This is a genomic window from Actinocorallia libanotica, assembly GCF_039525175.1.
GTDB lineage: Bacteria > Actinomycetota > Actinomycetes > Streptosporangiales > Streptosporangiaceae > Actinocorallia > Actinocorallia libanotica.
The window spans coordinates 1-23,225 of sequence record NZ_BAAAHH010000009.1 but is presented as its reverse complement, the minus strand read 5'-3'; the positions used below and the strand labels follow the sequence as shown (position 1 = coordinate 23,225).

Annotated in this window: 22 protein-coding genes; 8 read left to right on the top strand and 14 right to left on the bottom strand. The window is 72.9% G+C overall.

The annotated features are described in order from the left end of the window. Window positions 1-3: 3 nt before the first annotated feature. A complete protein-coding gene (locus tag ABD140_RS13435) occupies window positions 4-600 on the bottom strand; it encodes a cupin domain-containing protein (RefSeq protein ID WP_344240489.1) in 597 nt (198 codons plus the stop codon). A 120-nt stretch (window positions 601-720) separates the two neighbouring features. Between ABD140_RS13435 and ABD140_RS13430 the strand changes: the two genes are divergently transcribed. The 3 genes from ABD140_RS13430 (at window position 721) to ABD140_RS13420 (ending at window position 3,218) form a co-directional block, all read left to right on the top strand. Continuing rightward, the gene (locus ABD140_RS13430) at window positions 721-1,734 is read left to right on the top strand and encodes a zinc-binding dehydrogenase (protein WP_344240487.1); all 1,014 of its coding nucleotides are present in this window, start codon (window positions 721-723) and stop codon (window positions 1,732-1,734) included. 99 nt (window positions 1,735-1,833) lie between these two features. After that, a complete protein-coding gene (locus tag ABD140_RS13425) occupies window positions 1,834-2,271 on the top strand; it encodes a YybH family protein (protein WP_344240485.1) in 438 nt (145 codons plus the stop codon). 14 nt (window positions 2,272-2,285) lie between these two features. Beyond that, a complete protein-coding gene (locus tag ABD140_RS13420) occupies window positions 2,286-3,218 on the top strand; it encodes a VOC family protein (RefSeq protein ID WP_344240483.1) in 933 nt (310 codons plus the stop codon). Between the two features lie 99 nt (window positions 3,219-3,317). Here ABD140_RS13420 and ABD140_RS13415 read toward each other — a convergent pair whose 3' ends face one another. The 4 genes from ABD140_RS13415 to ABD140_RS13400 all read right to left on the bottom strand — a co-directional run bounded on the left by ABD140_RS13415 (window position 3,318) and on the right by ABD140_RS13400 (window position 8,403). Continuing rightward, complete coding sequence (locus tag ABD140_RS13415; RefSeq protein ID WP_344240481.1) at window positions 3,318-4,547, bottom strand: ABC transporter substrate-binding protein; 1,230 nt, start codon at window positions 4,545-4,547, stop codon at window positions 3,318-3,320. 60 nt (window positions 4,548-4,607) lie between these two features. Further along, window positions 4,608-5,834: an ABC transporter substrate-binding protein gene (locus ABD140_RS13410; protein WP_344240479.1), complete on the bottom strand. Its 1,227-nt coding sequence runs from the start codon at window positions 5,832-5,834 to the stop codon at window positions 4,608-4,610. A gap of 263 nt (window positions 5,835-6,097) precedes the next feature. Further along, window positions 6,098-7,567 carry an FAD-dependent oxidoreductase gene (locus ABD140_RS13405; RefSeq protein ID WP_344240477.1) on the bottom strand — a complete coding sequence of 490 codons (1,470 nt, stop codon included), beginning with the start codon at window positions 7,565-7,567 and terminating at the stop codon, window positions 6,098-6,100. After that, window positions 7,564-8,403: a VOC family protein gene (locus ABD140_RS13400; RefSeq protein ID WP_344240475.1), complete on the bottom strand. Its 840-nt coding sequence runs from the start codon at window positions 8,401-8,403 to the stop codon at window positions 7,564-7,566. The genes ABD140_RS13405 and ABD140_RS13400 overlap by 4 nt, the downstream gene beginning before the upstream one ends. A gap of 174 nt (window positions 8,404-8,577) precedes the next feature. Here ABD140_RS13400 and ABD140_RS13395 point away from each other — a divergent pair, with 174 nt between their 5' ends. The 5 genes from ABD140_RS13395 to ABD140_RS13375 all read left to right on the top strand — a co-directional run bounded on the left by ABD140_RS13395 (window position 8,578) and on the right by ABD140_RS13375 (window position 14,289). Continuing rightward, on the top strand, window positions 8,578-9,624 hold the full coding sequence (locus tag ABD140_RS13395; RefSeq protein WP_344240473.1) for a nitrilase-related carbon-nitrogen hydrolase: 1,047 nt from the start codon (window positions 8,578-8,580) through the stop codon (window positions 9,622-9,624). A 10-nt stretch (window positions 9,625-9,634) separates the two neighbouring features. Continuing rightward, window positions 9,635-11,059: an aldehyde dehydrogenase family protein gene (locus tag ABD140_RS13390; RefSeq protein ID WP_344240471.1), complete on the top strand. Its 1,425-nt coding sequence runs from the start codon at window positions 9,635-9,637 to the stop codon at window positions 11,057-11,059. A gap of 2 nt (window positions 11,060-11,061) precedes the next feature. Continuing rightward, entirely contained in the window at window positions 11,062-11,511 is a 450-nt protein-coding gene (locus tag ABD140_RS13385) for a DUF3598 family protein (protein WP_344240469.1), read from the top strand. A 54-nt stretch (window positions 11,512-11,565) separates the two neighbouring features. After that, window positions 11,566-13,002 (top strand): FAD-dependent oxidoreductase, encoded by a 1,437-nt coding sequence (locus ABD140_RS13380; RefSeq protein ID WP_344240467.1) that lies wholly within the window; start codon window positions 11,566-11,568, stop codon window positions 13,000-13,002. Between the two features lie 174 nt (window positions 13,003-13,176). Beyond that, window positions 13,177-14,289 (top strand): ABC transporter substrate-binding protein, encoded by a 1,113-nt coding sequence (locus ABD140_RS13375; RefSeq protein WP_344240465.1) that lies wholly within the window; start codon window positions 13,177-13,179, stop codon window positions 14,287-14,289. Between the two features lie 97 nt (window positions 14,290-14,386). Here the strand turns inward: ABD140_RS13375 and ABD140_RS13370 are convergent, their stop codons facing one another. From ABD140_RS13370 to ABD140_RS13330, 9 genes are read right to left on the bottom strand one after another with little or no spacing between them, the layout of a single operon-like run. Beyond that, window positions 14,387-15,232 (bottom strand): HpcH/HpaI aldolase/citrate lyase family protein, encoded by an 846-nt coding sequence (locus ABD140_RS13370; RefSeq protein WP_344240463.1) that lies wholly within the window; start codon window positions 15,230-15,232, stop codon window positions 14,387-14,389. Then, on the bottom strand, window positions 15,229-16,392 hold the full coding sequence (locus ABD140_RS13365) for an acyl-CoA dehydrogenase family protein (RefSeq protein ID WP_344240461.1): 1,164 nt from the start codon (window positions 16,390-16,392) through the stop codon (window positions 15,229-15,231). Before ABD140_RS13365 ends, ABD140_RS13370 begins: the two co-directional genes overlap by 4 nt. A 2-nt stretch (window positions 16,393-16,394) precedes the next feature. After that, window positions 16,395-16,796 (bottom strand): Zn-ribbon domain-containing OB-fold protein, encoded by a 402-nt coding sequence (locus ABD140_RS13360; protein ID WP_344240459.1) that lies wholly within the window; start codon window positions 16,794-16,796, stop codon window positions 16,395-16,397. After that, window positions 16,793-17,935 carry an acetyl-CoA acetyltransferase gene (locus tag ABD140_RS13355; RefSeq protein WP_344240457.1) on the bottom strand — a complete coding sequence of 381 codons (1,143 nt, stop codon included), beginning with the start codon at window positions 17,933-17,935 and terminating at the stop codon, window positions 16,793-16,795. Before ABD140_RS13355 ends, ABD140_RS13360 begins: the two co-directional genes overlap by 4 nt. Then, window positions 17,932-19,014: a RidA family protein gene (locus ABD140_RS13350; RefSeq protein ID WP_344240455.1), complete on the bottom strand. Its 1,083-nt coding sequence runs from the start codon at window positions 19,012-19,014 to the stop codon at window positions 17,932-17,934. Before ABD140_RS13350 ends, ABD140_RS13355 begins: the two co-directional genes overlap by 4 nt. Further along, window positions 19,004-20,347, bottom strand: coding sequence for an MmgE/PrpD family protein (locus tag ABD140_RS13345; RefSeq protein ID WP_344240453.1), 1,344 nt, complete (start codon window positions 20,345-20,347; stop codon window positions 19,004-19,006). The genes ABD140_RS13350 and ABD140_RS13345 overlap by 11 nt, the downstream gene beginning before the upstream one ends. After that, on the bottom strand, window positions 20,344-21,546 hold the full coding sequence (locus ABD140_RS13340) for a CaiB/BaiF CoA transferase family protein (RefSeq protein WP_344240451.1): 1,203 nt from the start codon (window positions 21,544-21,546) through the stop codon (window positions 20,344-20,346). Before ABD140_RS13340 ends, ABD140_RS13345 begins: the two co-directional genes overlap by 4 nt. After that, a complete protein-coding gene (locus ABD140_RS13335; RefSeq protein WP_344240449.1) occupies window positions 21,543-22,571 on the bottom strand; it encodes an LLM class flavin-dependent oxidoreductase in 1,029 nt (342 codons plus the stop codon). Before ABD140_RS13335 ends, ABD140_RS13340 begins: the two co-directional genes overlap by 4 nt. Continuing rightward, window positions 22,568-23,107: a MaoC family dehydratase gene (locus ABD140_RS13330; protein ID WP_344240447.1), complete on the bottom strand. Its 540-nt coding sequence runs from the start codon at window positions 23,105-23,107 to the stop codon at window positions 22,568-22,570. Before ABD140_RS13330 ends, ABD140_RS13335 begins: the two co-directional genes overlap by 4 nt. Window positions 23,108-23,225 lie beyond the last annotated feature (118 nt).

The following is a 23,225-nucleotide window of genomic DNA, read 5'->3' as shown; positions in this document are numbered from 1 at the left end:
CTCTCAGGATCCGGACGGCCGGCGGCGGACGAGGACGCGGCCGGGCAGGTCCGGGAAGGGGTGGCCGTGCGGGACGTACGCCCATTTCCGGGCGTCGAGGAAGGTCATGTCGAAGTCCGCGGTCCCGGGCGGGGGCTCGGGCAGTTCCGCCAGGGAGCCGAGGAGCACGGAGCCGGCCGGTTCCGGCTCGCCTGCGGCCGCGGGGGCGCCGTCCGCGACGCCGTCCGCGATGCCGTCCCGCCAGCGGGGAGGTCCGGAGAACCAGGCGACGGCCAGGCAGCCGTCGGCGCCCACGGCGCTGGCCGTCCGGGTCGCCAGCGCGGGGAGGCGGGCGCACGCGCCGGCGGGGTAGGCGGTGCCGCTGACGGAGATCCGTCCTCGGAGCACCGCGAACTCCTCGGCGCAGAGGTAGTGGCCGGTGCCCGGCCTGGTCCAGCCCGGGGGGAAGCCGACCAGCGACACCGACGCGCCGGTGGCCGCGTCGGCGTGCAGGCGGATGAGCCGCACGGGCGAGGACGAGGCGGGCATCGCCACCTCGGCCCACGCTCCCCCGGGGGCGTCGAGGTCGACGACGGAGAAGCGCGCACACGGAGTCGTCATGCGCGGAGCCTAAAGGTCAGACCTTTGGGCTTTCAAGCCTTTCCGCACTTTTATTCCCTCTGGCGGAACATCGTTCCACTATGCGACCCTGGGTGAGCCCACGCAGAGAAGGAGCGGCACGTGAACACCCCCGCAGGCATGCAGCCTCCCGCGTCGCAGCGCAGGATCGTCCTGGCCGAGCGCCCTGCGGGCGTCCCCCGCGAGGAGGACTTCCGCCTGGAGACGGCCGAGGTCCCGCGGCCCGGTCCGGGAGAGGTGCTGGTCCGCACGTTCGACCTCTCCCTCGACCCCTACGTCCGCGGCACCCTGACCGGCCGGAACCTGGGGCATCCGCCGATCGCCCCCGGCGACCTCGTGCCGGGCAGGGCGATCGCGCGGGTCCTGGAGACGGGAGCCTGGGTCGAGGCCGAGACGGGCTGGCAGGAGTACGCCGCCGTCCCCGCCTCGTCGCTGAGCCCGCTGTCCGTGCCCCCGGGCGTGCCCCGCACCGCCGCGCTCGGCGCCCTCGGCACGCCCGGCCTCACCGCCTACGCCGCGGTCACCCGGCTGATGCGCCCCGCCGCCGGCGGCACCGTCGTGGTCTCCTCGGCGACCGGCGGCGTCGGGAGCGTGGCGGGACGGCTCGCCGCGCTCGCCGGGGCCCGCACCGTCGCGATCGCCGGCGGGCCGGAGAAGTGCCGCGTCGCGGTCGAGCGCCTCGGCTACACCGCGGCCGTGGACCGCCACGACCCCCGCTGGACCGAGGCCCTGGCCGCGGCCTGCCCGGACGGGGTGGACGGCTACCTCCACATGGGCGGCGGCGCGGTGCTCGAAGGGGTGATGAACCTGGTGTCCCCGGGCGGGCGGGTCGTGCTGTGCGGGCTGCCCGAGAACGCCAACGAGGTGGGCACCCCCGCCTCGCTGCCCGCGGGGCTCATCATGCGGACCCGCGCGGTGGTGCACGGGTTCGTCGTCTACGACCACGAGGACCTGCGGCCGGACTTCCTCCGCGAGGTCGGCGGGCTCCTGGCGCAGGGGCGGCTCAACCCGCTGGAGGACGTCCACGAGGGCCTGGAGTCGGCGCCCGCCGCCTTCCGCGGGCTCATGTCCGGGCGCAACACCGGCAAGGTGATCGTGCGCGTCGCACGCGGGTGACCCGGCCCGCCCACCCTTGACCCTGATACATCAGACAAATATGGTCTTAAGCTGGAACGCCGTTCCGCAAACTGGAACGGCCGGAAGCTGGAGGCCCTCATGCGCACACCCCTCGGCACGGCCGAAGCAATGCTCAACGCCGTCATCGACAAGGACGTGGACGGCGTCCTGGCGACCTTCTCCCCCGCCGACGACGCCTATGTCTTCGTCGAGGGGCCCCGCTGGACCACGCACGGCGGCGACCGCATCGCCGAGGGGTGGCGCGCCTACTTCAGGTCCCCGGTCGGCATCACCGCGTTCCGCTGGGTCGAGGGCCCGTTCGTCTGGGAGAGCGACGCCCTCGCGCAGGTCTGCGGCGTCATCGACTACGACATCGTCGGCGACGGCAAGGCCGGCCGCCTGCGCATGCGGATGACCTGGCTGGTGCGCCGAGAGGACGGCGAGTGGCGCATCGTCCACGAGCACGGCTCCCAGCCGCTGGAGGACCCCTACGGCGCCGGCGACTGGTGGCCCGAGGGCGCCAACCCCCTGTCTTGAGCCGGGGAGCACCCATGATCAGTGAACTGCGCGCGGCGACGGTGGCCGTGGCGGACCTGGAACGCTCCTGCTCCTTCTACCAGGACGTGTTCGCCTACACGCGGCTCGCCGAAGCGGAGGTCTCCGGACACGCGGCCGAGCTCCTGTGGCAGATGCCTCCCGGCCTCACCGGCCGCACGGCCGTGCTGGGGCCGGCGGGAGCCGCCACCGGGCTGCTGCGCCTGGTGGAGTTCGACGCGCCCGGCGAGCCGTACTGGGGCGACTACGCGCGGGCCCAGGACTACGGGCTCTACGCGCTCAACATCCGGGTCGGCGACATCCACGACGCCGTCGCGCGGCTGCGCGCCGCCGGAGGCCGCAGCAAGTCCGAACCCTCCTACTGGACGGCGGCCGCGGACCTGTCCGCCTGGGACTCGCTGTCCTACGATCCCGACGGCACCGTGCTCGACGTCTTCCAGCTGGAGCCCGCGGCGGGATCGCCCCTCGCGGGCTACGACGGGCGGCCGAGCGCGCTGCAGACCGTCGCGGTCCACGTCTCCGACGCCCGCGCCTCCGCGGACTTCTACGCCGCGCTCGGCTACGTCGAGCTCTACGACAAGCTGGTCGAGGACATGGAGTCCTTCTTCCGGCTGCCGCCGGGGACCGGCCTGCGCAACATCAACATGTACGTCCCGGACAGCCCGGCGACCGGCCGGCTGGAGATGGCCCAGTACGTCGGGTTCCCGGGGGTCCAGCAGCGCGGCCGGGCGGTGCCGCCGCAGTTGGGCATCCTGTCCGTCTCCCTGGCCACCGACGACCTCGCGGCCACCGCCGCGCTGGTCACCGGGCTCGGCGGCACGCCGGTGTGCCCGGCGGTCGAGCTGGACCTCCCGCCGTACGGGCACGTCCTCGCCCGTTCCTTCTTCGGGCCCGACGGCGAGGTCCTGGAGTTCCACCAGCCCCGGTGACCGCCGCCCGCGGCGCGCGGAACACGGGGCGCGCGAAAGGGCCCGCTCGTCTCCGCGCGACGAGCGGGCCCCTCGGCGACGTGCGCCGGACGCGCCGGATCAGCTCTCGATCTCGACGGTGTGCCAGCCCTCGCCGTCCTTCTTCCACTGGTAGACGTGGATGTCGTCGAGGCCGAAGAACTCGTGGTCCTCGATCCTGATGGAGTTGCCGGACGGGGTCTCGGTGTCGGGGATGTCGATCTTCTCCAGCGCGGCCGCCACCTTGTCCGGGTCGATGGACCGGGCCTGCTCGGCCGCCTGCGTGTAAGCGAACACGCAGTCCGCGGCGATCTCGGCGGACTTGGGCGACTCCGCACCGGTCTTGGGCCCGGTGTTCTTGCCGAAGCGCTTCTCGATCTCCTGGGTGTGCCGCAGGTAGCCCGGCTTCCAGGCGTCCCTGCCGTCCCGGCTCGGGTAGGGGTAGTAGGTGGCGCTGAAGAGCGTGCCGTCGGCGGCGTCGCCCGCGGCCTCCACGAACGAGATGTTGCGGGCGCCCGAACCGCCCACGACCAGGCCCTGGTAGCCCGCCTCGTTCGCCGCGGCCATGGTCTTGGCGCCGCTGGAGGAGTTGGAGATCCAGATCGCGCCGGCGTCCTTGAGCTTGTCGACGTACGGCCGGTGCGACTGGTCGTCGGGCCGGGTGGCCTCGAAGCCCTTCCAGGCCAGGCCCGCGGCCACCGCCTGCTTCTCGACCTCGTCCGCGGTGTTCTTCCCCGCGTCGTCCCCCTCGTAGACGACGCCGATCGAGGTGACGCCCTGGGACTTCAGGTGGGCGATCATCTTGGCGACGTCGAGGCTGACCGGGTCCTGGGCGCGGAAGCCGTACTTGAGGTCGGTGAAGGAGCCGGTGGCCACCATGGGCTGGCAGTTGATCTTCTTGCCGCTCTCGAAGGAGCCCTTGGCCGCGTTGTAGAAGGCGGTCAGCGCCGGGCCCACCACCAGGCCGACGCTCGCGTCGCCGGAGAACTCGTTCGCCGCCTGCACGGCCTTGGCCGGGTCGAGCCCGGAGTCGCGGACGACCAGCTCCAGCTTGGCGCCGCCGAGCCCGCCCGCGGCGTTCAGGCGGTCGATCTCGACCTTCACCGAGTTCTCCAGGGAGATGCCCGCGACGGCGAACGGGCCGGTCATCGGGCCGATCAGCCCGACCTTCACCACGGGCATGCCGGCGCTCCAGCCGCCGCCCGAGGACTCCTGCCGCCCTCCGGCTCGCTCCTCCTTGCTCGCGCAGGCCGTGAGCAGCAGGGCCGCGCCGAGCAGCGCCGTAACCTTGTATCCGGCTTTAACGGACATGGGGGGTCTTCCTCTCAGATCATGCGGGCGGTGCGGGACGTGGCCTCCGGCACCGCGGGGTCAGGACTCGGGGGTGACGTCCGTGATGAACCAGCCCTCGCCGTCCTTGTCCCACCGGTAGATGTGCATGTCCTCGACGTGGAAGAACTCGTGGTCGGCGGGCTTGATCCGGTTGCCGGACGGGGTCTGGGCGTCGGAGATGTCGAGCTTCTCGATCGCCGGCGCGAGCGCGTCGGCGTCGAGGGACTCCACGTTCTCCGCCGCGGCGGCGAACGCGGTGACGCAGTCGGCGGCGATCGCGGTCCCCTTGGGCATCTTCGCGCCCGACTTGGGGCCCTCGACCACGCCGTGCCTCTTCACGATCTCCTCGACGTGCGCCCGGTAGCCGGGCTTCCAGCTCTCCTTGTCGCGGATGTTGAACTGGACGTTCACCGCCGAGAACACCGCGTCGACCGCCATGTCCCCGGCCGCGTCCAGGAAGGAGACGTTCTGCAGGCCGGAGGTGCCCGCCAGGATGCCCCCGTATCCCGCCTCGCCCGCCGCCGCCATCGTCTTGGCGCCGCTGACGTTGCTGGAGACCATGATCGCTCCGGCGTCCTTGAGCTTGTCGACGTACGGCCGGTGCGACTGGTCGTCGGGCCGGGTCTGCTGGAAGCCCAGGTACTCGATGCCGTACTTCGGCGCCAGCTCGGTCAGGAAGCCGTCGTTGGCCTTGCCCGCGTCGTCGGCCTCGTAGACGAGCCCCACGGACTTGACGCCCTTGCTCTTGAAGTACTGCATCAGCTTCTCGACGCCGATGTCGTTGGGGTCCTGGGAGCGGAAGCCGTACTTCAGGGCGCCGAAGTCGCCGGTGCCCACGCCCGGCTGGCAGTTGATCTTCTTGTTCTGCTCGTAGACGCCCTTGGCCGCGTTGTAGAAGGCCGAGAGCGAGGGCCCCACGACCATGCGGACCTGGGCGTCGCCGGCCAGCTCGTTGGCGGCCTGCACCGCCTTGCCCGGGTCGAGGGCGGAGTCGCGGACGACCAGCTCCAGCTCGGCCCCGCCGACGCCGCCCGCCTGGTTGATCCGGTCCATCTCGACCTGGATCGAGTTCTGCTGCAGGATGCCGAGGATCGCGTACGGGCCGGTCATCGGCGAGATGAGACCGATCTTGATCGTGTCCCCCTCCGCCCATCCGGCGCCGCCGGCGCCCCGGTCACCCGCGCGCTCCTCCTTGCCCGCGCAGCCGGCGAGCGCCAGAGCGCCCACCGCCAGCACGGAAACCCAACGGATCGCGGACCTGCGCACGTGGTACCTCCTGAGATTCTTCGTCCCCGAAGCGGATTCCGCGGTGCGGAACGAAAGTCACGAGCAGCCTAGAAATCGGCGAGCTCAGCGTCAAGAATTTGTCTGATGTTTATTTCGCGGACCGGTGCGCACAGGTTTCCATCCGGTTTCCCCAGCACTGATGGGGTTCCGTTCGATGCTTCCAGCAGGCCAGACACGCTCTCCAGGCAATGGAGCGGATACGTCATACGGATGACGCTCCACCTGCCCGCCGGAGCGGGGCGTCACCCGCGGGCGCTTTTCCGTCCGGCGGCCAGCGCGCGGCCCAGCTCGCGGCCGAGCGTCATCGCGGGCGTCACGCTCATGCCGCCGACGTAGTTGTCGCCGGCGAAGACGTTGTTGCCCAGCACCTCGCCCACCGCGTACAGGCCGGCGATCGGGGCGCCCTCCCGGTCGAGGACCGCCAGGTCGTCGTCCACCCGCAGTCCGTCCCGGCTGAGCAGGGAGGCCGCGACCGAGGTGAGCCCGTAGTACGGGGCCTCCCGGATCGGCAGGGGCAGGGTCGTCCGCCCGTGTTCGGGGTCGTGCCCGGCGGCGACCGCCTCGTTGTAGCTCCGCACGGTCTCGGCGAGTCCGCCTGGATCCACGCCGAGCCTCTCCGCCAGTTCCTCGAGGGAGTCGGCGGTGACGATCCACCGGCCGCGGTCGTGCTCGTCGCGCATGCGCTCCCGCGTCCAGTCGCCCGCCCCGTTGCGCAGCAGCGGCTCGGCGGCCTCCGCGACCGCCCGGTCCCAGATGACGTGCATCTCGATGCCCGGCTGGCGCAGCAGCGCGCGTTCGCGGTGTTCGGGGCTGGTGGTGTCCTCGGCGACGAAGCGCGCGCCGTCGCGGTTGACCCAGATCTCGTGCGGGGTCCGGTAGGCGGGTGCCACCTCGACGAACGCCTCGCGGTAGTCGACCGCGAAGCCCGGCCTGCCCGGGTCGGGGATCAGGCCCATCACCGGGATGAAGTACCCGTCGCCGCTGGTGGCCGCGCCCAGCTCCTCGGCCAGGACCAGGCCGTCGCCGGTCGCGTGGTCCAGGCAGGCGATCAGCGCGTTCTCGCACCCCGGCGGCAGGAACCGGTTGCGCAGGGCCGGGTCGGCGTCGTAGCCGCCGGTGGCCAGGACGACCGCGTCGCCGCGGGCGGCCACCGCGCCGCCGCGGCCCGTCCCGGTCACGCCGGCCACCCGGCCGTCCGCGACGACGGCTCCCTCGACCCGGACGCCGAGCCGCAGCGTCACCGAGCCGTCGGCGACGCGTTCCTCCAGCAGCCGCCGCAGCACGGCGACCACCGAACGGCCGTGCTCCACGCCCCAGTAGGTGCGGGGCACCGAGTAGACCTCGTGCCCGTGCACCAGTCCCGGGGTCGCGGGGTCGAACGCGAAGCCGTGGCCCTCCAGCCAGTCGACCGTCTCGCCCTGGGCGCGCACGCTCCGCCAGGCGAGCCGCTCGTCCACCTTGCCGTGGGACAGCCGCATCACCTCGGCGAAGTGGTCCTCGGGGGTGTCGCTGATGCCATGCGCGGCCTGGCGGCGGGTGCCCGCCCCGCTGAACTCGCCGTTGGCGATGTGCAGCATGCCGCCGATCTCCTCCTGCTTGTCGACGAGCAGGACCCGCGCGCCTCCGGCGGCGGCCTCGATGGCCGTGCACAGCCCGCCGGTTCCGGCGCCGACGACCACGACATCAAAATGTCCGATGTTTTCTTCGATCATGCCTCTCCCTTCCCGGATCGGCGCAGTTCCACCTCTACTCCCGCGGGCCCGCGCACGACGCGCTCGCCGACGGGGACGCCGCCGCACACCCGCAGCGCCGCGGCCGTCGCGTCGGGGTCGGCGGCGGCGAAGACCAGCCGGCGCAGCCCGAGCGGCCGGCCGGACAGGTCGCGCGCCTCGACGCCGGTGAACGACATGATCTCCAGCCGGGCGGGCGCCTGGTCGGCCGAGACCAGGAAGGACAGCCGCAGGGCGGCCCCGGGCGGCATGCCGATCATCCGCTCGAACGGCTCACCGCCCATCTCGCCGTCGAAGGCCACCTGCAGGCCGCCCGCCTCGGTGAAGAAGCGCAGCGCCTCGTCGTGGTCGGCGGGCACCAGGACCGCCGTGTGCAGCTCGCCGTGCAGGCGCTCCGGGTCGCCCTCGAGCGCGGGGCTCGGCCGGTGGCCGGGGCCCGCCTTCGGCAGCGTCCACCAGACCCCGTCGCTGCCCAGCGCCACGGCCTCGCTCAGGGAGGCGGCGCCGTAGGGGTAGGTCACCGGCTCCCGCGACCGGCCGCCCGCCTCGTCGATCATCCGGGTGGAGCGCTCCAGGTCGCGCGAGTACATGCCGAGCAGCCGGGGGCCGACGTCCCAGACCCGGGGCTCCGCCTCCTCCGCCCCCTCCGCGGCGGGCACGAGCCGCAGGCGGCCGGTCTCCACGCCCGGCACGCCCAGGAGCACCTCGGCGCCGTCCCGTCCGACCTCCTCGAGTCCGAACGCGCGGGTGTGGAACCCGGCGGACGCCGCGACGTCCCGGCACGCGACGACCGCTTCGATGATCGCTCCAAGCGACAACGTCATCCTCCCTCTCAGCCTGCTCGTTCCATCGAACGGAACATCGTTCCAAGCTAGGAGGAGGCCCCCCTCCTGTCAATGGTCTGACCGATCCACCGGAGGGCTTCCCAAACCGCTGCGCCCTCTCCTATAGTCGCCAGAAACGGTGTTTCAGTGGGTGGAACAGAGGTGTGTGTGAGCCAGAACGACGAGATCGAGCCGGTGACCGCCTACCGCGCGGTCGCGCTGCAGAGCGCGTGCCACGCCGTCAACCGGGCGCCCGACGCCGCGGCGGCCCGCGACCTGATCAGGGCGGCGATCGACCGGGTGGCCGACCAGGTCGCCGCGACCCAGCGGTTCGTCGGCGGGCTCAGGCTCGTGGTGCTCCCCGAATACCTGCTGACCGGCCATCCGATCGGCGAGCCGCTCCCCGAGTGGTGCGAGCGCGCCGCCCTCGACCCGGACGGCCCCGAGTACGCCCGGCTGGCCGAGCTCAGCCGTGACACCGGGCTGTTCCTGTGCGTCAACGCCTACGAACTGGACGAGCACTTCCCCGGCCTGTACTTCCAGGCGTCGGTCGTCTTCGACCCGCGCGGCCGGACCGTCCTGCGCTACCGGCGGCTCAACTCGATGTTCGCCGTCACCCCGCACGACGTCCTCGACAGGTACCTGTCCGTCTACGGGGAGGACGCCCTCTTCCCCGTGGCCCGCACCGAGATCGGCAACCTCGCCGCCATCGCCTCCGAGGAGATCCTCTTCCCCGAGGTCGCCCGCTGCCTCGCCATGCGCGGAGCCGAGGTGTTCCTGCACGGCTCCTCGGAGATCTGCAGCGGTCTGCTCTCCCCGAAGAACGTCGCCAAGCTGGCCCGCGCCGCGGAGAACGGCGCGTACGTGGTCTCGGCCAACACCTCGGGCGTGTACGGCATGGGGCTGCCCCCCGAGTCCGCGGACGGCTCCAGCCAGATCGTCGACTACCGGGGGAACGTCCTGGCCAAGGCGGGGCAGGGCGAGTCGATGGCCGCCAACGCCGAACTCGACCTGGCCGCGCTGCGCCGGGCGCGGCGGGCGCCGGAGATGATGAACCTCCTCCCCCGCCAGCGCTTCGAGCTCTACGCGCCGAGCTACGCCGGCACGTCGTTCTACCCGCCGGACACGGTGCGGCCCGGGGAGACCGAACGCGCCCACTTCCTGCGGACCCAGCGCGCCGTGATCGACCGGCTGGCCGCCGACGGCCTGATCTGAGGAGACCCCCATGACGAAGCAGATAACGGTCCGCAATCCGCGCACCGGCCGTGCCGACTACGAGATCACCGCGCTGGACGCCGCCGCGGTCGGCGAGGTCGCCGGCCGGCTGCGCGCCGCCCAGCCGTCCTGGGCCGCGCGGCCGGTCGAGCAGCGCATCGCCGTCCTCGCCGCCTTCAAGGAGGCGGTCACGCGGCGGCGCGCGGAGCTCGTCCGCCTGCTGGAGGACGACACCGGCCGCCACCAGGTCTCGGTCATCGAGGTGGACGCCGTCCTGTCCGGCGTCGACCGGGCGTCCTCCTTCGCCGCGGAGGTCTTCGCGCCCGCGGACCTCGTCGCCACCGGCGACCCCTCCGTGCGGACCACCGGCGACCTGGTCGCCTACCCCGTCGTCGCCGCGATCTCCCCCTGGAACTTCCCCCTCCAGCTCGCGCTCATCGACGCGGTGCCCGCCCTCCTGGCCGGATGCGCCGTGATCCTCAAGCCGAGCGAGATGACGCCCCGCTTCATCCCGGCGCTGCGCGCGTGCATCGCCGAGGCCGCGGACCTCGCGGAGGTCTTCACGGTCGTGGAGGGCGACGGCGCGACGGGCGCCGCGATGATCGAGGCCGCGGACGCGGTGTGCTTCACCGGCAGCGTGGGCACCGGCCGCGCGGTCGCGCGGGCCGCCGCCGAGCGGTTCATCCCCGCCTTCCTGGAGCTCGGCGGCAAGGACCCGGCGGTCGTGACCGCCTCCGCCGACCTGGACAGCACGGCCTCGGCCGTCCTGTGGGGCTCGACCGTCAACTCCGGGCACGCCTGCATGTCGATCGAGCGGGTGTACGTGGACCGCCGCGTCGCCGACGAGTTCGTCGAGACGCTCGCCGCCAAGGCCGAGAAGGTGCGGCTCGCCCTGCCCGGCCCCACCGACGGCGAGATCGGCCCCATCATCACCGAGGCCCAGGTCGCCATCCTGCGCGAGCAGCTGGAGGACGCCGTCGCCCGCGGCGCGAAGATCCGGACCGGCGGCGAGATCGAGCTCGTCGGCGGCGGCTCCTACCTGCGGCCGACCGTGCTGACCGGCGTCGACCACTCGATGCGGCTGATGCGCGAGGAGACCTTCGGGCCGATCATCCCGGTGATGGCCTACGACGACGCGGAGGAGGCCGTCGCGCTCGCCAACGACACCGAGTTCGGGCTCAGCGCCGCGGTGTTCGCCGGCACGGCCGAGGAGGCGCTGCCGATCGCGCACCGCATCGACGCCGGAGGCGTCAGCGTCAACGACGTCTGCCTCACCGGCATGGTCCCCGAGGCCGAGAAGAACTCCTTCAAGATGTCCGGGCTCGGCGGGTCCCGCATGGGCCCGCCCTCCGTCCGCCGCTTCCTGCGCAGGCGCGCCCTCCTCGTCCGGAACGCGTCCGGCCCCCGCCCCTGGTACTACGACACCGCGGAGTGATGATGACGATCGCCGAGATCCTGCGAGAGATGTCCGGAGTCTGGGAGGGCACCTACACCGTGCTCGACCCCGACGGCACGCTGGTCGAGCGCTTCGCCAGCCGCCAGGAGGGCCGGATGGAGGGCACCGACTGGACCGAGAAGGTCGTCTACCTCCGGGAGGGCGCCGAGCCCGAGTCCCGCCACTACCGCGCCGTGGTCGACGGCGACGACGTCGCGTTCGTCGACGAGGAGATGTGGGGGACGACCCTGCGGGCCGGCGGCCAGGCCGTCCTGTTCACCTTCGGCTGGAACGCGCGGCCGGGCGAGCGCATCGTCGAGATGTCGATGCCCGACGGCGACTACCGCACCCGGATGTGGCAGCACTTCGAGAACGGCGCGCTCAGCCGCCTCACCGTGATCGAGGAGCGCCGCCTGCCCGGCGTCGAGCCCGAGCGCTGGTACACGCCCTGACCGCGGGACCGCGCCCGCCCGAGAGAAACCCCAGCACTACAGGAGATTCCAGTCGTGGAAAGTTACGACCTCGTGGTCGTCGGAGCCGGCACCGCGGGCATTCCCTGCGCGGCCGAGGCGGCGCTCGCCGGAGCCAGGGTCCTCCTGGTCGAGAAGGACCAGCGCATCGGCGGCACCCTGCACGTCTCCGGCGGCCACATGGCCGCGGCCGGCACCCGCAGGCAGGCCGAGCGCGGCATCACCGACTCGCCCGAGGCCCACCTGGCCGACATCCGCCGCATCAGCGAGGGCACCGCCCGCGAGGACCTCATCGCCACCGTCGCCGAGAACGCCGCCGAGACCGTCGACTGGCTGGACGGGCGGGGCTTCAAATTCGCCGCCGAGACCCCGCGCATCGTCTACGGGCACGAGCCGTACGGGACGCCGCGCACCTACTACGGGGTCGACGAGGCGGTGTCGATCCTGGAGGTGTTCGAGGGGCTGCTCGACGAGGCGGTCGCCACCGGCAGGCTGGAGGTCTGGAAGAACGCGCCCGTCATCGGCCTGTCCGCCGACGGCGAGGGCGCCGTCACCGGGGTGACCGTGCTGCGCCGCGGCCAGGACGTGGAGGTGCGCGCCCGCGACGTGGTGCTGGCCACCGGCGGCTTCGCGGCCGAGCCGGAGCTGTTCCTGGAGCTCGAGGGCGCCCCCCTGGTCTCCGCGGCCCACCCGACCTCGACCGGCGACGGCATCCTGCTCGCCCGGGAGCTGGACGCCGCCGTGGCCGGCACCGGCTCCTACCTGCCCTCGTTCGGCGGCCTGCCCGACCCGGTCTCCCCCGGGAAGGCCAACTGGTCGGACCGCCAGCTCCTCGTCACCGCCGAGCGCCCCCCGGTGGAGATCTACGTCGACAGGTCCGGGCGGCGCTGGGTCGCCGAGGACGAGCCGTCCATCGACGTCAAGGAGCGCGAGCTCACCCGCATCGAGGACATGACGTTCTGGACCGTGTTCGACGACGCGATGCTGGAGTCCACGCGGGACGGCCGCCCGCTGGTGGTCGGCTGGACCCCCGAGGAGCTGCGCGCCCGCGCGAACGAGCGGACGGGCGTGCACTCGGCCGCGACGCTGGAGGAGCTGGCCGGCCTCGCCGGCATCGACCCGGCCGGGCTGGCCGCGACCGCGGCGCGCTACAACGAGGCGGTCGCGGCCGGGGCCGACCCGGACTTCGGCCGCACCCACCTGCCGCTGCCGCTGGAGCGGGGGCCGTTCTACGCGATCCGCAACCACGGCATCTCGCTGGTGACGTTCGCCGGTCTCGACATCGACTCCGACCTTCGGGTGCGGCGCACCGACGGCACCTCGATCCCCGGCCTGTACGCGATCGGCGAGGTGATCGGCGCCGCCGCCACCTGCGGCCAGAGCTTCTGCTCGGGCATGCTCGTCACCCCCGCCATCACCTTCGGCCGCCTCCTCGGCCGCCGCCTCGCCGCGTCGGCCGGACGGGCCGCATAGCGGGCGCGCAGGCGGAGAACCCCTGGCCGGACCCGACCCGCCAGGGGTTTCGGGCGTCCCGGCGGCCTCGAAGCGATGCGGCCGGATCGTGGCGCCGCCGGGCGGTGGAAGACTCTCACCGTGCGCGCGGGCACGAAAGGACCACGACCCATCGTCACACGGGAGGGCCGACGCATGAACACGCCGCCATCGCCGTCCGGAGCGGAGCGGACCGGCGGGCCGGCCGTCCGGATCGGCGCCCTCGCTCCGCTGACCCGGCCCGGCTGGGTCGAGGCGGGCCGGCACCTGCTCGCCGGACTCGAACTGGCCGTTCGCGACGTCAACGAGGCCGGCGGGATCACCGGAAGGCCGCTCGCGCTGGTGGTCCGGGACACCGCGGCCGATCCGCGGCGGGCCGCGGCGGCCGTGGACGAGCTGGCGCGCCTGGGCGTGGCCGCCTTGGCCGGGGAGTACCACAGCGTCGCCGCCCGCGCCGCCGCCGCCAGGGCCGACGCCCTCGGCCTGCCGTTCCTGTGCTCGTCGGCGGTGCTCGACGCGCTCACCGGGCATCCGACGGAACGGGTGGCGCGCCTCGCCCCGCCGCAGTCCCGCGGCTGGCGGATCTACGCGGACTTCCTCCTCCGTGAAGGCCACACCCGCATCGCCGTGGCCGCCGAACCGAGTGTCTACTGGGCGTCCGGGACCCGCCTCCTGCGCGAGCGCTTCGCGCGACGCGGCGGCACCGTCCTCGAACTCGACATGAGCGCGCTCTCCCCCGCGGCGGCATGCGACGAGCTCGCCGTCGACCGCGCGACGGCCCTCCTCCTCCTGGTCGGCCACCCGGAACCGGCGGTGGCGCTCGTCGAGTCCGTCCGCCGCGACCGGCGCCTCGCCGAGATCATGATCGGTGCTCCGGCCGGGCAACCGGAGTTCGCCTCATGGGCGGCGTCGCTCGGCGGCGACGGCACCGCGATCCCGTTCCTGCGCTACCTGCCCGAACGCCTCGGCCCCCTCGGCGCACGGGTCGAGACCGCCCTCCGCGAGCGGCTGGCCGAGGCGCCCTCCTTCGTCGCCTTCGAGGGCTACGACACGATCACCGTCCTCGCCGACGTGCTGCGCTCTCACGGCGTGGAACGCACGCGCACCGCCGCGCCCTGGCCGGGCGTCGCGGTCGAGGGTACGCGCGGGTGGATCCGGTTCTCCCGCGTACCGGGCATCGGCGTCCGGCAATGGGACGGACCGCCCGTCCAGGTCGTCGATCGGGATCCGGCAGAACCCGATCGCTTCCGGATCCTCCACACCGGCTGAGCGCGCGGGGTCCGGGCTCCCGGACCGGGCGGTCCCCCGAACGCCGAAGGGCCCGCCGGCGTGAACCGGCGGACCCTTGCCCTTCCCGACCGAGGCGTCAGGAAAGGAGGCGGCGAGCGGAGCGGACCACCGCCTCGTCTATGAGCCGGCCTCCGGCGTCGAGGCAGACGCCGGAGCCGGTGGCGAGCGCCTCGTCGTAGCGGGCGAGGACGTCCCGGGCCTTGGCGGTCTCGGCCTCGGTGGGGGTGAAGACCTCGTGGACCACGGGGATCTGGGCGGGGTGGATGCAGGCGCGGCCCCAGAAGCCCAGCCTGCGCAGTGCCCGCGTGGACTCCCGCAGCGCGTCCAGGTCGCGGAAGTCGGTGCTGACCGGGGCGATGGGCGGTTCGATCTTCGCGGCGGCACTGGCGGCGACGGCCTGCGAGCGGGCCCACAGCAGTTCGCGGCCGTCCGGGGAGGGTGTGACGCCCAGGTCGGCGGCGAGGTCGGCCTCGCCGAGCTGGAGCCTGACCACGCGCGGGGCGCGGGCCAGCTCGCGGGCGCGGAAGAGAGCCTCGCCCGACTCCAGCAGCGGGATGAGCCGCAGCGGCTCGGCGATGCCGCGCTCGGCCTCCAGGCCGGTCAGCAGGGCGTCGAGCTCCGCCAGATCGGCCGGGTCCTCGGCCTTGGCGACGCAGACGCCGGCCAGTCCGGGAGCCGCCACGGCGCGCAGGTCCTCGTGGCCCTGCTCGCCGGGGTTGATCCGCAGCCACAACCGGGGGCCCGCGCCTCCGGCCGGGAGGCCGCCGAGCCAGGAGGCGACCGTGGCGCGGGCCGCCTCCTTCCCGGACTGGGGCACGGCGTCCTCGAGGTCGACGATCAGCTCGTCGGCGCCCCTGGCAAGGGCCTTGGCGAGCTTGTCCGCCACGTCTCCGGGGACGTACAGGGCCGAGCGCGCGGTCATCCGATGACGCTCTTGCCGCTGGTCAGCGCCTTGGCGATGACGGTGCGCATGATGTCGTTGGTTCCCTCGCCGATGCTCATCAGGGGCGCGTCGCGGAAGAGCCGCTCGACGACGAACTCCTTGGAGTAGCCGTACCCGCCGTGCACCTGCATCGAGGTGAGGGCGCACTCCATGGCGGCCTCGGAGGCGAAGGTCTTGGCCATGCCCGCCTCCATGTCGACGCGGTGCCCGGCGTCGGCCTGGGCGGCGGCCCAGTAGACGAGCAGGCGGGAGGCCTGCACCTTGATGGCCATCTCGGCGAGCTTGAGCTGGACGGCCTGGAAGTCGTGGATCGGCTTGCCGAACGCCTCGCGCTGGGCGGCGTAGCCGAGCGCCTCGTCGTAGGAGGCCTGCGCGATGCCCAGGGAGCGCGCGGCGACGTTGATGCGGCCGACCTCCAGACCGCCGAGGACCTGCTGCATGCCGCGGCCCTCGACGCCGCCGAGGAGGTTCTCCTTGGGCACGCGGACGTTCTCGAGGGTGATCTCGCACGACTCGGTGCCCTTGTAGCCGAGCTTGGGCAGGTCGCGGGAGACGGTGAAGCCGGGTGTGTCGGCGTCGATGAGCAGCACCGACATGCCCTTGTGCGCGGGGCTGGCCGTCGGGTCGGTCTTGACGAGGACGGGCAGCGGGTCGGCGTGGCGGGCGTTGGTGATCCACGTCTTGCTGCCGTTGACGACGTAGTGGTCGCCCTCCAGCCGCGCGGTGGTCGCGATGCCCTGCAGGTCGGTGCCCGCGCCCGGCTCGGTGAGGCCGATGCCGGTGCGGCGGCGCCCGGCCGCCAGGTCCGGCAGCAGCCGCGCCTTCTGCTCCTCGGTGCCGTGCTTGTTGATCATCCAGCAGGCCAGGGAGTGGCTGCCGAGGATGCCGGCGATGCCCATCCAGCCCTTGGAGATCTCCTCGAAGACCAGGGCGAACGACACCATGTCGACGCCGAGGCCGCCGTACTCCTCGGGGACGGTCAGGCCGAACAGCCCCAGTTCCTTCATGCCCTCGACGATCTCGGTGGGGTAGCGGCCGGAGGCCTCCCACTCCTGGGCGACGGGGCGGATCTCCTTGTTGACGAAGTCCCGCAGCGTGTCGCGGAACATCTTCTGCTCTTCGGAGAGGGAGAAATCCATGATCAGTCCTGATTCGCGAGGGTGAACACCGGCAGGTTGCGGCCGTCGGGCAGGGCGCGCCAGGCGACCTCCACGGGCGCGTCGCACCGCCAGGAGCCGGGCTCGGCGTCCACGAGGTTGGTCAGCAGCAGCGGCCCTTCGGCGAGCCGGACGCGGGCCACCACGTAGGGCGCCTCGACGCCGGGCCGGGGCGCGCGGTGCACCACGGTGAAGGAGTCGACGGTGCCGCGGCCCGAGACGTCCGTGAAGTCCAGGTCGGTGCCGCCGCAGCCGGTGCACAGGGCCCGCGGGTAGTGCTGGAGGCGTCCGCACCCCCGGCACTTCTGGACGGTCAGCCGCCGCTCGCGGGTGGCCTCCCACCAGGGCCCCGTGACCTCGTCGACGGGGATGTCGGGTTCGTTCATCGGTCGGCCCCCAGAAGAACGGTGGCGTGGGTGGAGAAGATGCCGCCCGTGCCGTGCGCCAGCGCGATCTCCGCACCGGGGACCTGCCGGGCGCCGCACTCGCCGCGCAGCTGCCGGACGGCCTCGACGAGCAGCAGCAGCCCGAACATGCCGGGGTGGTTGTAGGACAGCCCGCCGCCGGAGGTGTTCAGCGGGAGGTCGCCGCCGGGCCGGATCCGCCCGCTGGAGACCAGCTCGCCCGCCTCGCCGGGCTTGCAGAAGCCCAGCCCCTCCAGGGTGAGGAGCACGGTGATGGTGAACGAGTCGTACAGCTGCAGCACGTCCACGTCGGCCGGGGTGAGCCCCGCCATCCGGAACGCCTTCTCCCCCGAGGCGAACGAGCCGGGGCGCAGCAGGTTGTCGACGGCCGTCATCGAGGCGTTGGTCGTCGACTCGCCGTAGCCCAGCACGACCACGGGCGGCTTCGGCAGGTCGCGGGCGCGCTCCAGGGACGTCAGCACGATCGCGCCTCCGCCGTCGGTGACGAGGCAGCAGTCGGCGACCGTCAGCGGGGAGGAGACCGGCTTGGCGGCCAGCACCTCCTCGACGGTCAGCGGCCCCGCCTCGTGGCGGAACGCCTTGGGGTTGAGCAGCGCCCACTCCCGCGCGGCCACCGCCACCTCGGCCAGCCATTCCCGTCCGCCCCCGTAGGAGTGCAGGTACCGCTGCGCGGCCATGGCGTAGTACGACAGCGGGAACAGCGGCGCGTACGGGTCCTCGAACTGCGCCTGCGGAATGTGCGACTCCTGCACTCCGCCCAGGGAGCGCGACCTGGCCGAGCGCTGGTTGGAGCCGTAGGAGATGACGACGGTCGAGCACTGCCCGGCCTCGATGGCCTGCGCGGCGCGCGCCACGTACATCTCGAACGCCGATCCCCCGGCGAACGTGGAGTCCGACCACGCCGGCTCCAGCCCGAGGTACTCCGCCAGCTGCGGTGTCGAGAACCGGGAGACGCCCGCGGTGGCCAGTCCGTCCACGTCCGACAGCGACAGGCCCGCGTCGGCCAGCGCCCGGGTTATTCCCTGCGCCTGCAGGGTGAGGATGGACTTGCCGGTCACTCCGAGGTCGGATTCGGCGGCCCCGACGATCGCGACGGTCATGAGGGGAACACCGCCGTCGGCACGACTTCGATGAGGAACTCCGGCCGCAGCAGCGCCGAGCACACCACGGACGTCAGCGCCGGGGTGTCGCCGAAGTACTTGCGGCGGATCTCGGCGATCTCGTCGTAGCGCGCGACGGCGTCGGGGGTGATGTACTCCACCAGCCGCGGCACGCAGCCGTACGGCAGGTCCTCCCCCAGCCCGGCCTCGCGCAGCACCGCCGCGATCGCGGCGTAGGTGTACTCCGCCTGCGCCGCGAGGTCGCCTTCGAAGATGGCCTTCTGCGTGGCGGGCTCCAGCGCGCCGAACCCCGACATGAACAGGGTGCGCCCGGTGGCCAGGCCCGGCTTGTACGTCAGCGTCCGGTAGCGCTGCCAGCCCGGGTTGACCGCGCGGAACGGCGCCGCCGAGGCGATCGCGTCCAGCGAGACCATCGCGCCCGGCACGACCGCCTGGTCGATGACGATCCCCGCCGCGCCCGGGTGGACCGGCTTGCCGTCGGTGCCCGTCCCGCCGAGCAGCTCCTTGCGGGGGCGGCCGCAGCGCGGGTACTGCGAACGGGTGGCCTGCGCGGTGTAGTCGGTCGTCTGCACCAGCGCGTCCAGGCCGAGCCCGGCGGCCTTCAGCAGCTCGCCGGCCCGCTCCAGGCAGTAGCGGTACTGCTCGCGGAAGTCGTCGGCGAACACGATGGAGGCGCCGTCGTGCGGGTGGATGCTCGGCAGGTAGACGATGTCGTCGGCGACGCGCAGCGTCCCCCGGTGGAAGCCCTCGTCCGGGTGCGCCTGCACCAGCTGCCCGCCGCCGGGGAAGGCCGTCAGCTCGACCGAAAGCTCCGCGCCCTCCTGCGGCAGCCCCTCCACGCCGACGGTGGCGACCGGCGCCTGGTGGCCGCCCAACGCCGCCGTGCGGGCGTTCTCGACCCGCTCGTAGGAGTCCAGCGCCGCGTTGGTCGCGTATTCCACCACGTGCACCACGTCGGCCGGGCCGAGACCCGCCTCGGCCAGCGCCGCGAACGCTCCGGCGTAGGCGTCCTCGACGGTGCCCGCCACCGACGACAGGCGTGTCGTTTCAGAGCTCATGGTTCTCCAATGCACGGATGAGGCCGGCCAGGGACGGCGCGTCGGCCAGGCCGAGAACAGGGTCGATGATCTTTTCGCCGCCGGGGCCGAGGTTTCCCAGGGCCTTGGCGGTGACGAGCCGGTCGATGCCGGGGTCGTCGGGACCGCCGCCGCTGCGCGCGACCTCGGCGGCCGCGGTCCGGCCCCCGGCGGTCCGGACGCGGATGCGGCCGGGCTGGTCGGCGGCGACGCCGCCGAAGTCCACGACCTCGGTGCGCACCCGCGCGGCCAGGGCCGTCACCTCGGGGCGGTCGATCCGGTCGTAGGTCGCGACGGTCACCGAGCCGTCGACCAGCATCGCCGCGACGCTCCACGGCAGGCTGAACTTGGCGTCGTAGGCCGAGCGCGGCGTCTCCTTGCCGGGCGCGCACACGATCGACGCGGCGTCGGGGTGGGCTTCGACGACCACCTCGTCGAGGTCGCGGAGGTGGTCGACCAGCTCGGCGCGCACCTCGTGAGCCGCGTCGAGCTGGGCGTGCATCAGCTGGCAGGCCGGGTACGGCTTGACGGTGATGCGTGTCGCCTCCCACCGGTCGCCGAGGCCGTCCAGGATCGCCGACCTGTCGGCGTCGCGGCGGGCCAGCGCCCGGTAGAGGCCGTATTCGCCCTCGAACACCGTCGAGGGTCCGGTGGCTCCCGCCGCCGCGAGGGCGGCGGCGACGAGCCCGTCGGAGGCGGCGAAGCCGGGGTGGAGCTGCTTGGTGGAGCTGCCGGTGTTGAGGAACTCCAGCAGCCCGGACGCGCGGCTGCCCGCGATGCCCAGCGCGTTGACGGTCTCGGCCGCCGAGAGGCCGCGCAGCCGGGCGGCGGTGAGCGCCGACGCGAAGACCCCGCAGGCCGCGGTGGCGTGCAGCCCCACGGCGTGGAAGCCGTGGGGGGCCGCCGCCCCGAGCCGGCAGATCGTCTCCAGGCCGATCGCCAGGGCGGTGAGCGCCTCCTCGCCGCTCACCGCGCCGCCTTCGGCGAGCAGCACCGGCACGACGGGCGCCGAGGCGTGCACGAGCCCGCCGGCATGGGTGTCGTCGAAGTCCAGCGCGTGGATCAGCACCCCGTTGGCCAGCGCGGCCGCCGGGCGGGAGAGGCGTTCGGACTCCCCGATGACGAGCGCGTCACCGGGCCCCATCGCCCGGGCGGCGCGCACCGCGGCGACGGCGGCCCGCGCCTTGGCCCCCGCCACCGCGTTGCCCAGCGCGTCGAGCAGGTGGCGGGCCGCCGCCCGCCGCACGTCCTCGGGCACCTGATCCGGCCGGACGCCCAGCGCCCAGTCGGCCAGTTCCTCGGCGATGGTCGTCACGGCCGTGCTCCGAAGGCGCCCTCGTCGGCGAGCTCGGCGACGCGCTCGCCCGAGTAGCCCAGCAGCCCGCGGAGGATCTCCTCGGAGTGCTCGCCGCGCTGGGGCGCGCGCCGGTACTCGGGCCGCTCCGCGCCGACCCGGACCGGGGAGGCCAGGTTCTTGAGCGTGCCGTACCTGGGGTGCTCGGTCTCCACGATCAGATCGCGGGCGAGGGTGTGCTCCTCCTGGAGCGCCTGGGAGACGTCGTTGATGGGGCCGCAGGGGATGGACGCGGCGGTCATCGGCGCGAGCCACTCCTCGACGGTCCGGGTGGCGAGGGTGCGCTCCAGCTCCGGAAGCAAAGCGCCGGCGTTCTTCTGCCGGTCGGCGAAGGTGGCGTAGCGGGGGTCGGCGCCCAGGTCGGGACGGTCGATCACCTCGACGAGCCGCTGCCAGAACTTCTCCTTGGCGCAGCCGACGACGATCCAGCCGTCCTTGGCCTGGAACGCCTGGAAGGGCACCAGGGAGGGGTGCGCCGAGTGGCGGGTGCGCACCGGGGTGAAACCGGCGTTCATGTGCCAGGTGCCCGGGTAGGTGAGCATCGAGATCGCGGTGTCGTACAGGGAGACGTCGCAGTCCATGCCCACACCGTCGCGGCGGGCGGCGTGCAGGCCGGTCAGCAGCGAGACGACCGCGACGTAGCCGCCGCAGAAGTCCACCAGCGACAGGCCGGACTTGGTGGGCGGCCCCTCGGGCTCGCCGGTGAGGTCCATCCAGCCGGCGAGGCCCTGCAGGATGTAGTCGTAGCCGGGCTGCTTCGCGCGCGGGCCCGTCATGCCGAAGCCGGTGAGCGAGCAGCAGACGATCCGCGGGTTGAGGTGCTTGAGGTCGTCGTAGGTGATCTTCAGCTTGGCCGGGACGTCCCCGCGCAGGTTGGAGTAGACCGCGTCCGCGTCGCGCACCAGGTCCTCGAAGACCGCGCGGCCCGCCGGGGTGGACATGTCCAGCGAGATCGACTTCTTGTTGCGGTTGAAGGTCTCGTAGAACAGCGAGTCCTCGTCCTCGGCGTACGGGGGCACGTAGCGTCCGACGTCGCCGCCGGTCCGGGGGTCCTCGATCTTGATGATCTCGGCGCCCATGTCGGCCAGGTGCAGCGATCCGAAGGGCCCGGCGCCGTACTGCTCCAGGGAGATGATGCGGACGTCCTGCAAGGGCTTCACGACAGCTCCCTGATCAGTTCGATGATGCGCGCCTGCGCGGCACGGATGTCGGCGGGACCGACTCCGTGGACGGGCGGGGTCAGCTTGATGGAGTCGGCGGTGCCCGCGTAGGCGGAGATCCGTTCGGCGACCTGGTCGAAGGTCCCCGTCAGGGTGAGGGTGTCGGCCATCCGGGCGGAGACGGCGCCCCCCAGGTGGTCGGCTCCCGTCCCGGCGCGGAAGGCCTCGATCACCTTCTCCTGGTCCTCGGCCAGGTCGTGGAAGGCGAAGAAGTCGGCGTAGGTGCGCACCGAGGCGTAGAAGCCCGCGGTCCCGGCGGAGCGGCGGCGCGCCGTCTCCAGGTCGGTGTCGACCGAGCAGCAGGCCGAGACGACGACGTCCAGGTCGGCGCGGTCCCGGCCGCTCCCGGCCAGGCCCTCCAGCAGCGGCGGCAGGGAGCGGTCGGCGAGCCAGGCCGGGGAGCACAGCTCGTGCGAGATCCAGCCCTGGCCGATCTCGCCGGCCAGCCGCGTCATCGCCGGGCCCATGCCCGCCACGTACACCGGGATCTCGCGGCGCGCCTGCGGGAAGGGGCGCTGGTAGCCGCGGATGCGCATCGGCTCGTGCTCGCCCTCCAGCGTCATCGGCGTGCCGTCGGCGGCGTGGGCGACGAAGTGCCGCACCGCCGCGACGGTCTCGCGCAGGTGCGCGACGGGCTTCCCCCAGCGGGCGTTGTGCCAGTCCTCGTTGAGCCGCTTGACGCCACTGCCCAGACCGAGCACGAACCGGCCGCCGGCCAGCTCGTCCAGGTCCAGCGCCTCCAGCGCGGTGGTCATCGGGCTGCGGGTGAAGGCCAGCGCGATGGCGGTGCCGATCCGGGCGGTGGAGGTGCCCTGGGCCAGCGCCGCGGCCGAGACCGTGGCGCTGCGGTGCAGCTCGGGCACCCACAGGGTGGTGGCGCCCGCCTCCTCCGCCGCCCGCCCGGCGGCCACCAGCTCCTCGAGGGTCTCCCCCCAGGGGCCGAAGGTGATGTTCAGGCCCCTCACGCCGGTTCCCCGGTGGGAGGGAGCTGCAGCTGCCCGGTCTTGGCCTCGGGGAAGTAGTTCTTGTCGTGCGTGGCGCCGCGCTTGTAGATCATGACCGAGCGGGTCCAGGAGACGATCTCCTCGCCGTCCTGGTTGAGGCCGCGGGTCCGCATGGTGATGATCCCGGCGTAGGGCCGCGACTTGGACTCGCGGGTCTCGGTGACGATCGACTCGGCGTAGAGGGTGTCGCCGACGAAGACCGGGTGGGTCAGCTTGATGTCGGTCCATCCCAGGTTGAGCAACGCGTTCTGGCTCATGTCCACCACCGAGAGGCCCAGCACCAGCGCGACGGTCAGCCCGGAGTTGACGATCAGCTTGCCGTAGGGCGCGCGGGCGGCGAAGTCGGCGTTGAAGTGGTTCTGGTTGGTGTTCAGCGTGAGGAGGGTGAACCAGGTGTTGTCCGTCTCGCTGATGGTCCGGCCGAAGGGGTGCTGGTAGACGTCCCCGACGGTGTAGTCCTCGAAATAACGCCCGATGCCGGCTTCGTGAACGGTCAAGGTACAGCCCTTCGCAAAAAGTCTGATATTAGCTACAGACTAAAGGTCTGATGTTTCAAAATCAAGCATGGCCCAGGCCCTCCGCGCGGCCGGATCCGGCCCGCGGGCGCCGGCCGGC